Source organism: Stappia stellulata DSM 5886 (assembly GCF_000423705.1).
GTDB lineage: Bacteria > Pseudomonadota > Alphaproteobacteria > Rhizobiales > Stappiaceae > Stappia > Stappia stellulata.
The window spans coordinates 340,903-356,104 of record NZ_KE384082.1 but is presented as its reverse complement, the minus strand read 5'-3'; the positions used below and the strand labels follow the sequence as shown (position 1 = coordinate 356,104).

General features: G+C 64.6%; 11 protein-coding genes. 4 read left to right on the top strand and 7 right to left on the bottom strand.

The genetic code is table 11. From position 1 onward, the window contains the following. Positions 1-558 precede the first annotated feature (558 nt). Positions 559-1,635, top strand: a complete 1,077-nt coding sequence (locus tag G572_RS23930) for a DUF2336 domain-containing protein (RefSeq protein ID WP_051242382.1) — start codon at positions 559-561, stop codon at positions 1,633-1,635. Between the two features lie 24 nt (positions 1,636-1,659). Here the strand turns inward: G572_RS23930 and G572_RS0113935 are convergent, their stop codons facing one another. The 4 genes from G572_RS0113935 to G572_RS25985 all read right to left on the bottom strand — a co-directional run bounded on the left by G572_RS0113935 (position 1,660) and on the right by G572_RS25985 (position 5,420). After that, on the bottom strand, positions 1,660-2,922 hold the full coding sequence (locus G572_RS0113935) for an amidase (protein ID WP_029059001.1): 1,263 nt from the start codon (positions 2,920-2,922) through the stop codon (positions 1,660-1,662). A 66-nt stretch (positions 2,923-2,988) separates the two neighbouring features. Beyond that, positions 2,989-4,041: a polyphosphate kinase 2 gene (gene ppk2, locus G572_RS0113930; RefSeq protein WP_037546880.1), complete on the bottom strand. Its 1,053-nt coding sequence runs from the start codon at positions 4,039-4,041 to the stop codon at positions 2,989-2,991. 184 nt (positions 4,042-4,225) lie between these two features. Next, complete coding sequence (locus tag G572_RS0113925; protein ID WP_029058999.1) at positions 4,226-4,756, bottom strand: BA14K family protein; 531 nt, start codon at positions 4,754-4,756, stop codon at positions 4,226-4,228. 112 nt (positions 4,757-4,868) lie between these two features. Next, positions 4,869-5,420: a BA14K family protein gene (locus G572_RS25985; RefSeq protein WP_245566220.1), complete on the bottom strand. Its 552-nt coding sequence runs from the start codon at positions 5,418-5,420 to the stop codon at positions 4,869-4,871. A 239-nt stretch (positions 5,421-5,659) separates the two neighbouring features. Here G572_RS25985 and G572_RS0113915 point away from each other — a divergent pair, with 239 nt between their 5' ends. From G572_RS0113915 to G572_RS0113905, 3 genes are all read left to right on the top strand, one after another. After that, a complete protein-coding gene (locus G572_RS0113915) occupies positions 5,660-6,448 on the top strand; it encodes a HugZ family pyridoxamine 5'-phosphate oxidase (RefSeq protein ID WP_245566219.1) in 789 nt (262 codons plus the stop codon). Positions 6,449-6,501: 53 nt separating this feature from the next. Continuing rightward, positions 6,502-7,434, top strand: a complete 933-nt coding sequence (locus G572_RS23920) for a phospholipase (protein WP_037547120.1) — start codon at positions 6,502-6,504, stop codon at positions 7,432-7,434. Between the two features lie 64 nt (positions 7,435-7,498). Continuing rightward, positions 7,499-7,885: an MAPEG family protein gene (locus tag G572_RS0113905; RefSeq protein WP_029058997.1), complete on the top strand. Its 387-nt coding sequence runs from the start codon at positions 7,499-7,501 to the stop codon at positions 7,883-7,885. Positions 7,886-7,955: 70 nt separating this feature from the next. Here G572_RS0113905 and G572_RS0113900 read toward each other — a convergent pair whose 3' ends face one another. The 3 genes from G572_RS0113900 to G572_RS0113890 all read right to left on the bottom strand — a co-directional run bounded on the left by G572_RS0113900 (position 7,956) and on the right by G572_RS0113890 (position 15,202). Then, positions 7,956-9,719 carry a methyl-accepting chemotaxis protein gene (locus G572_RS0113900; protein WP_208979118.1) on the bottom strand — a complete coding sequence of 588 codons (1,764 nt, stop codon included), beginning with the start codon at positions 9,717-9,719 and terminating at the stop codon, positions 7,956-7,958. A 346-nt stretch (positions 9,720-10,065) separates the two neighbouring features. Next, the gene (locus G572_RS0113895; protein ID WP_029058995.1) at positions 10,066-13,668 is read right to left on the bottom strand and encodes a hydantoinase B/oxoprolinase family protein; all 3,603 of its coding nucleotides are present in this window, start codon (positions 13,666-13,668) and stop codon (positions 10,066-10,068) included. Positions 13,669-13,894: 226 nt separating this feature from the next. After that, positions 13,895-15,202 (bottom strand): TRAP transporter large permease, encoded by a 1,308-nt coding sequence (locus G572_RS0113890; RefSeq protein WP_029058994.1) that lies wholly within the window; start codon positions 15,200-15,202, stop codon positions 13,895-13,897.

Here is a 15,202-nt window from a genome sequence, read left to right as displayed (position 1 = left end):
CAGACCGAGCGGTAGACTGAGCGGTGTCCGGCAGCTTGGAACGGAAAGCGAAGAAACGGCAAGCGGAGCGTTTCGCTGATTGAAACGCTCCGCAGAAGTGTCCCGCGCGTGGAGCGCGGTCTGTCTCATGTGGCGTCCGGGCGCCTAGAGAAGCCCGACCACAATCGCAGCCACGAAGACAAAGGCGGCGAAAACGGCGAGTACATTCAGATTGCGGACAAGTGTCATGGTTTGGCCTCCCGCATTCCTTCTATGTGTTAATGGTATGTTACCCGCGCGGTCGCGCAAAGCGAAAAAGATGCTGCGCTGCAATGCACACGGGGCAAATTTTTGCGGAGCGGGCCTGTTCTGCGCGCTGGCCCGCCAACTTGGGTGTGTGGCGGCGCGACAACGCGTCGCGGCCTGTTGCCGGCCCGGCAGTGGAGCGCGCGAATGCACCTTCGATCTTCCGTAGCGTTGGAAGCGGAGTACTGGCGTCGATTTGTGTTTTAGCCGGTTAACGAGAATGAAACCTCATCAAATTATTTTTTTCCTGAAACGCTCGTGAAGGAAAACACAATGAATGCGACGCAGCTGGCAGAGTTGGCGCGCAACGGTTCCGCCGAAAGTACGGGTGAACTGGTCTCGGCGCTCACGGACTTGTTCTGTCGAGCTCCGGACGATGAGCGCGAGCGTGTCAGTCTTGTGTTCGGAGACATCGTGTTGCGCGTGCTCGACCGGCTCGAGTGCGCGGCGCGCTCCGCGTTGTCGCAGCGGATCGCGGACGACGACGGCGCACCGAAGGACCTGCTCAAGGCGCTGGGCGCGGATCAGGACCTCGACGTTGCAGCCCCCGTGCTTGAGCAGGGGCGCGGATTGTCCGACCAGGACTTCGCGGAGATTGCGGAAGGGGCTCCCGCAAGTCATTTGCTGGTGCTGTCGCAGCGCAAGGCGATCAAGCCCGTGCTGACCCGGGTTCTGGCGCAGCGGGGCGAACCGCAGGTGCTGCACGCATTGACCCGCAATCATTCCGCCGTGATCGGCGTGGATTCCTTCGATCTTCTGGTCGCGCGGGCGCGCAAGGACATGGAGCTTCAGCAGGCCCTTAGCGAACGGGTGGATCTGCCCGAAAGCTCGGCGGAGCGCCTTGTGCCCTTCCTGTCGCGCGAGCTGGCGCAGCGTATCAAGGACCTCAATGTCAACGAAGTGCTGGTCAAGGCGATTGCCGAACGCGCCGCGCGGGAGGTCGAGATCCAGTTGCGCGAGTTCAACGGCGCCAAGTCGAAGACCGAGCAGCTGATCGATGCCGCAGTTGCCGGCTCCGTTCCCATCGATACGGCGGTTGTCGCTTTCGCGGACAAGGATCGCGCCTTCGAGCTTGGGCAGCTTCTGGCCCGCACCGTCGACTGGCCCGACAATGTCGTGGTGCCGCTGGTGTTTCGCGAGGACGACATGCCGATCCTGTTCCTCTGCCGGCTCGGCGGGGTTTCCGACGAGGCCTACATGCGGATCGTGCGCATGCGCGCCAAGCGGATGCGCCTGTCGTCCTCGGCCTCGAGCGAGGCGATGCGCAAATACGGGGACCTCACCGAAGAGGCGGCCCGCGTTGCCTTCAAGGCGATGGCGCAGAAAATGAAACTTCCCGCCAAGGCCTGATTGCGCAGCAAGCGACGGTCCGGCTCAATTGTCCGCAGCGGCGGCAACGCACTTTTCAAGCCAGTGCGCGGCCTTCAGCATCTTGCCGTCCGCCCCGACCGCGCCGATGGTCTGAACGCCGAGCGGCAGTCCTGTCGCACCCGTCATGCCCGGAACATTGGCCGAGGGTGCCCCGATCAGCGTCCAGACACGGTTGAAAACCGACGAGCCCGTCGAGGCCAGCCCGATGGGAGCCGCGCCCGGCGCTGAGGGTGTCACCAGCACATCCACCTCCGACAGGATGTCGGCGAAGGCGCGGCGCGCCTGGTCGGCGGTGCGTTGCGCGTCGTCATAGGCGGTTGCGGTGATGGCGGCGCCGGCGTCGAGCGTCTGTCGCAGAACCGGGCTCAGTTTTTCCGGACAGAGATCCACTTCCGCGGCGAGCGCGCGGGTGGCTTCATAGTCCTGGATCGTCTGATGTGCGGCAAAGGCCTCGCGAAGGACCGGCGGCAGCGCGACCGGCCTGATCGCGGCGCCGGCGCGTTCGGCGGCGATGCGCACGCGTTCGAGCGCGACCGCCATTTCCTCGTCGGCCTGCGCCCAGGGTTGCGGCTCGACGAAGCCGAGGCGCGGCGGTGCCGGCACTTCACCATCCACCCGCCAGTCGCGGTCGGCCAGCACGCCGGCACCGAACGCGGCGTCGGCGATGCTCCTTGCGAAAATGCCGACGGTATCGAGCGACCAGGAGAAGATCTTGACGCCGACCGTCGGCAGGCAGCCGAAGCTCGGCTTGAAGCCTGCGATCCCGCAAAACGCGGCCGGGCGCACAACGGAGCCGCCCGTCTGGGTGCCAAGCCCGAGGGGAAAGAAGCCGGCCGCGACGCCGGCGGCCGATCCGGACGAGGAGCCGCCCGGCGTGTGTTCCAGATTGTGCGGGTTGCGCGTCGGGCCGGGGCTGAAGAAGGCAAACTCCGTCGTGACCGTCTTGCCGACGATCGTGGCGCCCGCCCGGCGCGCGAGCGCGACGACGGCCGCATCGACGGCGGGGCGATACCCCTGGTGGATGGCGGAGCCGTAGGCGGTTGCCCGGTCGCCGGTCTCGATGTTGTCCTTCACGCCGATCGGCATGCCGGCAAGGGGGCCGTAGGCGCCGTGCGCGGCTGTCCGCGCAGCGGCAATATCCACCGAGACGAAGGCGCCGATCTCCTCCTCCCGTCGGGCAATTGCCGCTTCGACTTCGTCGTAGAGCGCGTCGAGCGACAGGGTGCCTGCGTCCAGTCTGCGTGCGACGTCAAGGGCTGACAGCATCGATTCCTCCCAAATCTGGAATCAGATCTTGCCGACAATCTCAGGGACTTCAAGCATTTGCAGCAACTAGCCGCCGCGTTTTTTCTCCGGATGCAGTGTCTTTCCGAGAATATGGCTGTCGCGGCCGATCACGTGGGAGCTGGTCCCGACTATCAGGTTGTCGGGTGCACGCACGACCGAAAGGTCCTTGTTCGGATAGGGCAGGTTCGCCAGGAAATGCCGCATGCAGTTCAGCCGGGCGCGCTTCTTGTCGTCCGACTTGACCACGGTCCAGGGCGCGTCGGCGGTGTCGGTGTAGAAGAACATCGCCTCCTTGGCCTCGGTGTAGTCATCCCACAGATCCATCGACGCCCGGTCGATGGGCGAGAGCTTCCACTGTTTCAGCGGATCCGTCTCGCGCGCCTTGAAGCGGCGACGCTGTTCCTCGCGCGAGACCGAGAACCAGTACTTGAACAGGCGGATTCCGGATTGGGCCAGCATCTGTTCGAACTGCGGGCACTGGCGCATGAAGTCGAGGTAGTCGTTCGGCGTGCAGAAATTCATCACCCGCTCGACGCCGGCGCGATTGTACCAGGAGCGGTCGAAGAAAACGATTTCGCCGCCGGCGGGAAGCCATTCGATGTAACGCTGAAAGTACCACTGCGTGCGTTCGCGGTCGGACGGTTTGGTCAGGGCAACCACCCGCGCGGCCCGCGGGTTCATGTGTTCCATGAAGCGTTTGATGGTGCCGCCCTTGCCGGCTGCGTCGCGTCCCTCGAACAGAAGAACGACCTTCTGGCCGGTTTCTTCCACCCAGCGCTGGGCCTTCAGGAGTTCCACCTGGAGCGCGGCCTTCTGGGTCTCGTAGGCCTTGCGGCGCATCTTGTCGGCATAGGGATAGGCGCCGCTCTCGAAAATGTCGCGCACGGCCTGCGGGTCGTGGCGCAGCGCGGCAAGCGTGTGGCGGCGCGCCGCACCGGCCTCGATTGCCTTGCGGTGCCGGACCTCGGCATTTTCCTCGGCCGCATCGGCGCCGTCGTCGACCGCCTGTGGCTGTTGTGTCGCCTCGACGGCAGGCTTGTCGTTCTGCAAGGTGTCGGGATCGATGGGGGTGGTGTCGTCGGTCTTTTGTGCCGGCATTGCAAGGTCCGCCTTGTCTGGTGTCCGGCCTGAAGGCCGGTTCTCGTTACCGGACAAGATGTATCACGCTGCGGCAGGCGTGTCGTTGACACCGGTCAAACCGTTGGGTCGATGTGCGGATACGGCTTCGCCGGCAAGGGGATCTTGCCGGCGAAACGCGAGGGGCGGGGGAGGTGGCGTTGGGTCAGCGGCAGAGCTTCTGCTGGCCGGAGTAGGCCGTGAAGCGTCCGGTGCGCGGGTTGAAGCTCTTGTACTTGGCGTCGCAGTAGCGATACCACTCGGGGGTCCAGGGCGCCGGGCGGTTTGCGCCGACGACAACGGGGGCTGCCGGGCGGTAGCGACGTGTGTCGCGCGCCGGGCCGTAGTTGCGCGGATGGCGGGGCGCATAGACCGGATCTTGGTCGATGTATTCGGGACCGCTCATCGCCGACCCGAGAAAGGCGCCGGCGGCAAGACCGATTACGCCAATGGCCAGCGCCGCGCCGATGTCGTCATTGTTCCGGTTGCGATTGCGATGGCGGTTGTTGTGGCGGTTTTGATGGCGATTGCCGCGGTTGGGCCGGACGGCCTGATGTTGGCCGCCACCATGGTTGCGCCATTGCTTGCGACCGCCACCGGCCTCGGCGACGGAAAAGGAAGGGAGCAACATCGCACCGGCGAGCGTGGCGACGAGAAGGCGGGAGGACAGGCTCTGGAATCTGGTGGACGCGGACATGTGGGCGGCTCCTTCGGTGTGTCGCTGTAACGACGATGACCCGAAGATGCCACCCGGCAGTTGAACCGGTCCTGAGACAGGCGTTCATGCGCCGTTCAGGAAAGCGACCGCGTCAGCGGCAGAACCGGTAGCGCCCGGAATAGGCGAGGTAATAGCCGGTGCGCGGATTGAAGCTGCGGTACTTGCGCGAGCAGTAGGCATACCATTCCGGCGTCCAGGCGGCCCTCCCGCGATAGCCGTGCCGCGCCGGCGGCGCATAGCGCCGGGGGGCAAGTGCCTGCTGCGCGATCAGGCCTGTGGCAAGGCCGATGATCCCGGCCGCCGCGGCACCGTTTCCGCCATAGCCGAAATAGACGCCGCTGCCGTACCGCGGCGCCCCGCGGTAGCGGCGATAGGGCCTGTAGGCGCGGTGCGGTCGATAGGCACGGTGCGGTCGATAGGCGCGTCGCGGCGCATGCCGGTAAAGGCGCTGGCCACGATGACGGCGCACCCCGTAGCCTCCCGCATAGGGCTTGCTGAGCACTGTGTCGGGTTGCGCGGACGCGGTTTGCGGCGCAAGCGGCATCGCGAGTGCAAGCGCAAGCGCGCCGGCAAGACCGAGACGCAGGCCGGCCCATCGTGTGCCGGCACGGGATGTGCGGACAAGGCGCGGAACAAGGGACATGACGGGTCTCCTTTCACAAACGGATCGGCCGGCGCGACAAGGGCCGCCAATCGTGCCATTTGGAGACATGGACGGCTTTCAATGTGGCAGGAGCGTGGCCCGTTGGCGCCGCGCGCGCCGCGATGAGCCGCCGCGGCATGCCGCTCGGGGTTTGCATTGCATCGTGAGCGCGGGCAAAACAGACGCGACGCGCGGGCGGGCGAACACAAGGTCCGGGTGCCCGCAAGGAAAGCGCGATCTTGTTGTTTGGAGGCCCTGCCATCGCCAACGGCACGAAGAAAACCGATCCGATCCGGCCCACGGACGATGCGGCGCGCACGTTGGCGCGCGATCTGCTACGCCGCGCCCGCTTCGGCGCGCTGGGCGTGCTCGACCCGCAGGACGGATCGCCCTTCGTGTCGCGCGTCGCGCTCGCCACCGAGATGGACGGCACGCCGGTGATGCTGATTTCAACGCTGTCCCGGCACACGCAGGCATTGGAGGCGGATCCGCGATGTTCGCTTTTGGTCGGCGAACCCGGCAAGGGCGATCCGCTCGCCCATCCGCGCCTCACTCTGGTCGGCACGGCCACACCGGTTGCGGCGGACGACCCGGTCCACCGCCATGTCCGGCGGCGCTATCTCATGCGCCACCCCAAGGCGAAGCTCTATGCCGATTTCGCCGATTTTTCCTTCTTTCGGGTCAGAGTTGAGCGCGCCAGCCTCAACGGCGGCTTCGGAAAGGCCTATGAGCTGATGCCTTCGGATTTGCTGTTGGAGCGCACGGGCCTTGCGGAATTCATGGAGATCGAAGCCCCGGCCATCGCCCACATGCAAGCCGATCATGCCGATGCCGTGCGGCTTTATGCCCAAGAGCTGGCACGGGCGGGCGAGGGGGCGTGGTCGCTTTCCTCGCTCGATCCGCAGGGGCTCGATTTTGTCGACGGCGACCGCGTCGCACGGCTCGCCTTCGAGCCGCCCCTGGTTCGGGCGGAAGAGCTTCGCCCGCGTCTCGTTGACCTTGCGAAACAGGCCCGAGAGGGGGAATGATCCTTTTGCGACCGATGTTCGACAATGACGCGACCTTGAGGGAGACCCGACGCGTGACTTCCAGTTTCCGCTTTCTACGCAGCCTTCGGCACGGGTGCTCCCGCGCCGGCGTTGTCGTTTTCGCCCTCGCCCTGTGCATGGGGGTGTCCGCCCCGGCGGCGGCGCAATACAGGCTCGCGCCGTTCAAGGACCGCCTCTTCGATTATCCGGGCATGCTTGCCGGCAAGCCGCAGGATTCCTTTGTCATCGTCGACTACGACAAGCGCCGCGACATCCACCGCCGGGACAAGGTGTGGGAGCGGCAGGTGCATGGCGAATATGTCTCGATGAAACCCCGCGGCACGCAGGAGGACCTGACGCTCTCCGCCAACGGCCGCACGATCAGTTACATGCGTGTGGGTCGGCCGCGTGGCGCAAAGTCGATCGTGATTTACGTGCACGGGCAAGGCGGTAACAGATTTCAGGGAATGAATGACGTCAGTTTCGGCGGAAATTTCAATCGCATCAAGAACCTGATGGTCCGCAATTCCGGCATTTATCTGACGCTCGACGTCAAGGATTTCAAGGGGCAGGGCGAGGCCGACGTCAAGGCGTTGATGCGTCACTACACCCGCCAGTCGCCGGGCGCACGCGTCTATGTCGCCTGCGGATCGATGGGCGGCGCGCTGTGCTGGCGGCTGGCCAAGGATGGCGCGGCGTCTTCGATGCTCGGCGGGGTTCTCTTGATGGGATCGACCTGGGACGAGGGGTTCCTGTCCAGCGCCACCTTTCGCAACGCCCGCCTGCCGGTCTATTTCGGCCACGGAAGCTGGGACAAGGTCTATGACTGGAAGAAGCAGGCCGGCTTCTTCGAACGGCTCAAGGCGCGCAATCCGCGCTATCCGGCCCGGTTCGCGCTGTTCGAGACGGGAACCCACGGAACGCCGATCCGCATGACCGACTGGCGTCTGATTCTCAACTGGATGTTCGCCGCGACCGGCCGGTAGACGGCACCTGCCCGCCACCTTGCGACACGCCCCGTCGGGTCGCGCTTCAACCGGAGGACCTCCAATGGTCGCGATCACCTCTGTCTACGCCGCCGTTTTCGCGCTGTTCTTTCTTGTCCTGAGCGCCCGTGTGGCGCGCAGCCGGGTCAAGACGCTGACAGCGCTTGGCGACGGCGGCGATCCGGGTCTCTTGCGCCGGATCCGCGTCCAGGCGAACGCCGCGGAATATGGTCCGCTAGCGCTGCTCCTTGCCGCTATGGCGGAAATCCAGGGCGCGCCCGGCTTGCTGGTTCATGTGCTCGGCCTGTCGTTGCTCGGCGGACGTTTCCTGCATGCCTATGGGGTATCGCAGGAAAACGAGAGGATCGCGATCCGCGTTTGCGGGATGACCCTCACCTTCGCCAGCATCGCGGTGGGCGCGCTCGCGCTCCTTTGGCTGGGACTGGTGTGACGGTCTCACTTTTGGTCCCAGAAACCGTTCCGGCACGCGGCTCCGGTCGTGTCGCGGGACGGCGGTGCCGTTACGCCGCGCGGATGTTGCCCAGAAACGTATCCAGTTCCTGCTGAAGCAGGGTGGACTGTTCGCACAGGCTTTCGACCGTCGACAGCACCTGCCGGGCACCGGCGCTCGAATCGACGGCACGGGAACTGACCGAGCTGATCGTGCGGGTGATCTCGCTGCTTCCGGCCGCGACTTCGCTGACATTGCGCGCGATTTCGGCCGTGACGGCGGTCTGTTCCTCAACCGCGGAGGCGATGGAGGAGATCTGGTCGTTGATCTGGTTGATCGCCTCGACGACGGCGGAAATCGACCGCGAGGTGTTCGCCGCGCCCGTTTGCATCGCCTGCACCTGGGAGCTGATGTCCTCGGTCGCCTGTCCGGTCTGCCCGGCAAGCGCCTTGACCTCTCCGGCAACGACGGCAAAACCCTTGCCGGCCTCGCCAGCACGGGCCGCCTCGATGGTGGCGTTCAGCGCCAGCAGGTTGGTCTGGTCCGAAATGTCGTTGATGAGCTTGACCACGTCGTCGATCCGGCTGGCGGACTCGGACAGGCCCGTCACGGTCTCGCTCGAATGGCGGGCGTTTTGGTTGGTTTGCCCGGTTGCGGAGAGCGCGGCGGTCACCTGGCGGCTGATTTCGGCGATCGAGGCGGAGAGTTCCTCCGCGGCGCTTGCGACGGTCTGGACGCCGGTCGAGGATTGTTCGGCCGCGGCCGACACGGTGCCGGCGTTGCTGGAGGTCAGTTCCGCGTTTTCGGCCATTTGCCGCGCGGTCGCCTGCAGTTCCATGACGGCTGCGGTGATGCCGTTCGACACGCGCTTGACGGTCGTCTCGAGATTATCGGCCAGACGCATGGTGGCCTCGCGCTTTTCCAGCTCGATGCGCTCTTCCTCCTCCTTGGCTTGAGCGTGAAGGCGCTGGATCTCGATGGTCTTTTCGCGAAATTCCGCAAACGCCGTCGCCAGCTCGCCGATCTCGCCCCCGGCGCGGATGTCCAGTTTTACCGACGTGTCGTTTTGTGCGAGCCGGTTCAGCGCGTTGACGACGGCCTTGAGCGGGCGGCTGATTCCGAAGACCGCGATCAGGATCGCAAGCCCGAGCCCCGCGACGATGGCGACGAGCGAAACCATGCCCATCAGCATGAGGCCCTGTTCCTCGTGGGCCCGGGCGGTCTGGCTGGATTCGGTCATGAAGCGGTTCAGCTGCTCGCTGAGCGCGGCAAGTTCGGCGTTCAGGCGCGCCTGTTCGATCTCAAGGTCGGCGGACAGCCTCTCCGCACTCGGCATGTCACCCGAGCGCAGATGCTCGACGATTTCGTGGATGTGTTCGTCATAGGCCTTGTGTTCGATCTCGATCTTCTTCAATTGCGCGAGAACGTCGGTGTATTTGGCGCGCTGTGCGTCGGTCTGGGCGATCGCTATCCCTTTTCCCGCGATCTCTTCGGCGAGAAGAATTTCCGCCTCGACCTTCGAGGCGAGTGCGAACAGCGTGTCCGCCAGACGGTCCATTTCGCCAGCCGCCGACGCGGTAGACACATTTCCAACGCGCAGGAGCCGCTCGACCAGGAGGGCCTGTTCGAGCTGGTGCAGGCTCACCTTCGAGACATTCGTCGTCAGGGGGACGGTTTCCTCGGCGATCTCTTCCAGTTCCTGGCCGATTCCATTCATCTGCGTCAGGCCGACGCCGGCGATGACAATCATCATGATGCTCAGGAACCCGACCAGCCCGAGGACTTTGGCGGATACGGTTGAAAGATCTGGTTTTCCGATTGCGTTGATCTGCATCGTGCTGCTCTTCTGCCGCACCGGGCATTCATCGAGGGTTGTGTCGCATCCACCCATTACGCAGAGTAAATTGTAAACATTCGATAATTTATGTATCTATTGGGATTGAATTGTTGCATATACTGAACTTCAAGAGTGAAATCACCAATACTCTCAATTGCTTATTTGAATTGCATTTTTTTCGAAATCTACCTGTGATTTCAATTCGGTCGGTTCGAATGCATGTTGTCCTTGTCGGAATCGCCTGATTCGCAGATATGCGAAACGCAAAAAAACCGGCCCCCGCGTGGCGGAGGCCGGTTCCTTTTTCTCGGATTGTTCGCCGGGGAGGGCGGGCGCCTGTTGATCAGGCCTTGCCCCATCCGCCCGCCGTCGGGGTGATGACGGTCACGGCCTCGCCCGCCTTCAGCACGGTCTGGTCGCAGCCCTTCAGTTCTTCCGTGGTTCCGTCGGCGCGGCGCACCAGCGTCCGACCGAGTTCACCGTCATTGCCGCCCTCCATGCCTTTCGGCGACAGGGTGCGATGCGACGACAGGATCGCCAGTTCCATTTCCTCCAGGAAGCGGATCGTGCGCTTCGTGCCGTTGCCGGCCGACCATTTGCCCGTGCCGCCCGATCCCTCGCGGATGTGGAAGTCCTCCAGCAGAACCGGGTAGCGGAATTCCAGCACCTCCGGATCGGTCAGGCGCGAGTTGGTCATGTGCACATGCACGCCGTCCGTGCCGTTGAAGCCGGGACCGGCGGGCGAGCCGGAGCACAGCGTCTCGTAGTACTGGTGGGTGTCGTTGCCGAAGGTCAGATTGTTCATCGTGCCCTGGCTGTTGGCCATGGCCTTCAGCGCGCCGAAGAGCGCATTGGTGACGTGCTGGCTTGTCTCCACATTGCCGGCAACGACGGCTGCCGGGTAGGTCGGCTTGAGCATGCAGCCGTCCGGGATGACGATGTTGATCGGACGCAGGCAGCCCGCGTTCATCGGGATGTGGCCTTCCACCATCACGCGGAAGCAGTAAAGCACCGCCGCGCGGGTGACCGGTTCGGGCGCGTTGAAGTTGTTCGCCTTCACCTCGCTCGTGCCGGTGAAGTCGACGGTCGCCTCGCGGCTCTCCTTGTCGACGGTGATCTTCACCTTGATCACCGCGCCCTGATCGGTCGGATACTCGAAGGAGCTGTCGGCAAGCGCCTCGATCACCCGGCGCACGCTTTCCTCGGCGTTGTCCTGGACGTGGCCCATGTAGGCCTGCACGACGTCGAGGCCGAAGTGGGCGACCATCTTGCGCAGTTCCTTCACGCCCTTTTCGTTGGCCGCGATCTGCGCCTTCAGGTCGGCGACGTTCTGGGTGGCGTTGCGAACCGGCCACGGATGATCGGTCAAAAGCTCGACAAGCGCTTCCTCGCGGAACCGGCCCTGATCGACGAGTTTGAAGTTGTCGATGAGCACGCCTTCCTCGTCCACCGTGGTGGCGAGCGGGGTCATGGAGCCGGGCGCCGAGCCGCCGACGTCGGCATGGTGGCCGCGCGAGGCCGCCCAGAACAGGATCTCCTTGCCCGCGTCGTCGAAGACGGGCGACACCACGGTGATGTCGGGCAGGTGGGTGCCGCCGTTATAGGGCGCGTTGAGCGCGAAGACGTCGCCGGGCCTGATCTTGCCCTCGTTGAGCTTGATCACGGTCTCGACCGAGCGGTCCATCGACCCCAGGTGGACCGGCATGTGCGGCGCGTTGGCGACGAGTGCGCCGGAGGCGTCGAACACCGCGCAGGAGAAGTCGAGCCGCTCCTTCACGTTGACCGAATAGGCGGTGTTTTGCAGCGTCACGCCCATCTGTTCGGCGATCGACATGAAGAGGTTGTTGAAGACCTCGAGCATGACCGGATCGGCCTTGGTGCCGATGGCCTCGACGCGGGCAAGCGTTTCCACCCGCTTCAGCACGACGTGATCCTTGGCGGTGATCTCCGCTTCCCAGCCCGGCTCGACGACGATGGTCTGATGCGGCTCGATGATGAGGGCGGGCCCCTTCACCGTGTTGCCGGGCTTCAGGTCGTCGCGGGCAAAGAAGCCGGCGTCATGCCAGTCGCCGCCGGCGAAGATTTCACCGGTTTCCCGTGCCGTCGGGACGTTGTCGTTGAGCGGTCCGTCCTCTTCGGCGATGCCGGAACCGCCGCCGACCGATTCCACTTCGAGCGCTTCCACGACGATCGGCTTGTTTTCGTAGACGAAGCCGAACTGGGCGCGGTGCGCTTCCGCGAAGGCCGCGACCATGGCGTCGATGTCGTTTTCGACATAGGCAACGGCGATCGGCGTGTCGGTTCCCTCGTAGCGCAGCAAGGCGCGCGGGAGGTCGCGGACCTCGGATGCGGGCACCCCTTGCGAGGAGACCTCCTTGCGGGTCTCGTCGCGCAGCTTGCCGGCAAGCGTCGCGAGATCGGCGAGCGCGCCGTCTTCCAGACGCCGCACGACCGCCTGCTGGCGGGTGGCGCGAATGTCGGCGAGCCCCATGCCGTAGGCGGAGAGGATGCCCGAAAGCGGATGGACGATCACCGTGGTCATGCCAAGGCTGTCGGCGACCGAACAGGCGTGCTGGCCGCCGGCGCCGCCGAAGCAGGTCAGCGCATAGTCGGTGACGTCATAGCCGCGCTGCACGGAGATCTTCTTGATGGCGTTGGCCATGTTTTCAACGGCGATCTTGAGGAAGCCTTCCGCGACCTCCGCGCCGGTGCGCCCGTCGCCGATCTCGGCGGCCATCGTCTCGAATTTCTCGACCACCGCGTCGCGGTCGAGCGGCTCGTCGCGGCCCGGTCCGAAGATCCTCGGGAAGAAGTCCGGGCGCAGCTTGCCGACCATGACATTGGCGTCGGTGACGGCGAGCTGGCCGCCGCGCCGGTAGCAGGCGGGACCGGGATTGGCGCCGGCGCTGTCGGGACCGACCTGAAAGCGGCCGTCCTTGTAGTGAAGGATCGATCCGCCGCCGGCCGCGACCGTGTGGATCATCATCATCGGCGCGCGCATCCGCACGCCCGCGACTTCCGTCTCGAAGGCGCGTTCGTATTCGCCGTTGAAGTGGGAAACGTCCGTCGAGGTGCCGCCCATGTCGAAGCCGATGACGGCATCGAAGCCGGCCATCTTCGAGGTTTCCACCGCGCCGACAACGCCGCCGGCGGGACCGGAGAGAATGGCGTCCTTGCCCTGGAACAGGTCCGCCGCCGTCAGGCCGCCCGACGACTGCATGAACATCAGCCGGCAGTCGGTGCCCTCGATCTGCAGCTCGCTTGCGACCTGTTCGACGTAGCGGCGCAGGATCGGCGAGAGATAGGCGTCGACCACGGTGGTGTCGCCGCGCCCGACGAGCTTCATCAGCGGCGAGACCTCGTGGCTGACGGAGACCTGGGTGAAGCCGATCTTGCGGGCGACCTCGGCGACGCGCCGCTCGTGCTCGGGAAAGGCGTAGGCATGCATGAAGACGATTGCCGCGGAGCGGATGCCGCTGTCGAAGGCGGCCTTGAGCTCCGTCTCGACGGCGGCGAGGTCCGGTTCGCCCTCGACCGTGCCGTCGGCGCGCACGCGCTCACTGACCTCGACGACGCGCTCGTAGAGCAGTTCCGGCTTGATGATTTCCTTGGCAAAGATGTCGGGGCGTGCCTGGTAGCCGATCTCCAGTGCGTCGCGGAAGCCCCGGGTGGTGATCAGAAGCGTGCGGTCGCCCTTGCGCTCCAGCAGCGCATTGGTGGCAACGGTGGTGCCCATCTTGACGGCGGAGATCTTCTCGGCCGGGATACGCTCGTCGGGGGCGATCTCCATCAGGTCGCGAATGCCCTGGATGGCGGCATCGCGATAGGCTTCCGGGTTCTCCGAGAGCACCTTGTGCGCCTTGATCCCGCCGTCGGGGGTGCGCGCCACGATGTCGGTGAAGGTGCCGCCACGGTCGATCCAGAAATCCCACTTCGCGCTCGTCATGATGCGTGTCTCCCAGTTTGTCCTTGGCCGTCATGGTCGCGCTGCGCGTCCCGCAAACGCTGCACCTTCGGCAATGCCTCGCCCTCATTCCAATAATTTATCGATAAAATGTCAACGAAAAACCGTTGCGGAAATTTTGCCGTTCTCCCGGCCGATATGCAAAACGCCCCGCTCGACAGGCAAACGGGGCGTTTTCGATGAGGCTATTCGTGACAGGTTTTCCCTTTCACGGGCGGTTGCGCATGTTGTCGGGAAGCCAGGTGGCGAGTTCCGGAACGGCGATCAGCACGAAGACCATCGCCACCATGATCGCGAACATCGGCAGGGCCGCCTTGGAGATATAGCCCATCTCGTGCCGGGTGATGCCCTGGAGCACGAAGAGGTTGAAGCCGATCGGCGGGGTGATCTGCGCCATTTCCACGACGATCACCACGAAGATGCCGAACCAGATCATGTCGATGCCGGCGGCGCGCACCATCGGCTCCACCACGGCCATCGTCAGCACCACGGCGGAGATGCCGTCGAGAAAGCAGCCGATGACGATGTAGAAGACGAGAAGCGCCATCAAGAGTTCAAAGCGCGACAACTCCATCGAGGCGATGAATTCCGCAATCGCACGCGGCAGCCCGGTGAAGCCCATCGACAGCGTCAGGAAGGCAGCGCCCGCGAGAATCAGCGCGATCATCGCGGAAGTGCGGGTTGCACCCATCAGGCTGTCGATGAAGGTCTTCCAGTTGAGCGATCCCTGCCAGGCGGCGAGGGTGAGCGCTCCGATCACGCCGATGGCAGCGGCCTCCGTCGCCGTTGCAAGGCCTGCATACATCGAGCCGATCACGGTGAGGATCAGCATCATCACCGGGATCAGGAAGCGGGCATTGCGGACCTTTTCCGTGAAGGTCATGGGCGGCTCGGGGTCCGGCTTGTAGTTTTTCGACAGCTTCGCGTAGATCGCCACATAGCCCATGAACATGGCGGCGAGCACGAGCCCCGGCAGGACGCCGGCCATGAACAGCTTGGTGATGGATTCGTTGATGGTCACCCCGTAGACGATCAGGATCAGCGAGGGCGGGATCATCAGCCCGAGCGTCGCAGCGCCCGCGAGCGTGCCGATCACCATGTGTTCGGGATAATTGCGTCGCCTGAGTTCGGGGATCGACATCTTGCCGACCGTCGTCAACGTCGCGGCCGAGGAGCCGGAGACGGCGGCGAACACCGTGCAGCCGACGATGTTGGTGTGAACGAGCCCGCCCGGCAGGCGTGCCATGAAGGGCGACAGGCCCTTGAACATGTCCTCCGACAGGCGCGTTCGATAGAGGATTTCGCCCATCCAGATGAACAGCGGCAGGGCCGTCAGCGTCCAGGACGACGACGAGGCCCAGATCACCGTGATCATGGCATCGCCCGCCGGGCGGGAGGTGAAGAGTTCCACGCCGACGAAGGCAACGCCGACGAGGGCGAGACCGACCCAGACACCGGTGCCGAGAAGCAGGAACAGGACGAAAAGGAAGAGGATGACGGGGGCGAGCGATTCCAT